The organism is Wolbachia endosymbiont of Cardiocondyla obscurior, from assembly GCF_902713635.1.
GTDB lineage: Bacteria > Pseudomonadota > Alphaproteobacteria > Rickettsiales > Anaplasmataceae > Wolbachia > Wolbachia pipientis.
Window position 1 is genome coordinate 1 of sequence record NZ_CACTIU010000122.1, and the last position, 728, is coordinate 728.

1 pseudogene is annotated in these 728 nt (G+C 33.2%); it reads right to left on the minus strand.

The window, feature by feature from the left end:
* Positions 1–244: 244 nt before the first annotated feature.
* Positions 245–652, minus strand: a pseudogene (locus WOCAOBSORBRA_RS06055) (IS4 family transposase); the annotation flags it as partial.
* Positions 653–728: the final 76 nt, after the last annotated feature.

Here is a 728-nt window from a genome sequence, read left to right on the forward strand (position 1 = left end):
AAATATACAGACTTACAACTTTTGGTTGGTAATACCATAATGGAAATTTATCATTCATTTTAGAAAATACTATAAATGGATTATTCATACTAATTACAGCTCATTATTTATTAAAATATAGATCTAAAATATTAAGATCTAGTAAATATTACTTTTGTAATTCATGTAGAACTATAGCTATAATAAGTAAGATTCCCTACGTCATACCGCCGCGGTATCTCCAGATCCCGCTAACAACTTACTATTACCCACAAATATGAGGTTCGTGAGCAAGTCGCCATCCTTCTGCTAAATCAAAGAGACGTTTATATCCTTTCCAAAGAACATAAGGTCCTGGTTCTGGGTCATTTTTTCTTGCTAAATGGCCTCCAAGTTCATGAAACAGCTTCTTTTATGTTGGGAACTACACTTGGACATGGTTTTCTGTGTATTTTAACATATAAAACTTTCCATTCCTCTTCAGCTAATAAGGTAGTACATGGTAATGTTGGGTTAGCTCTTGCAATTGATGTAATAAAGAAGATCCTCCAAGCAATAATACTCATAACTGTTAGATATCTCATTAGTCTTTCTGCTATTCCAAGCCTACATTCTTCAACTTTGAGACCGAATTTAAAATTTTATGTAATATCTCTATTTTCCATCTAAGGCAATTGTAAGTTAAAAACGTGATATAAAAGAGATAAGAGAGAAAGATAACCCTGCTCACTAGGAATAGCGGGCGTGCG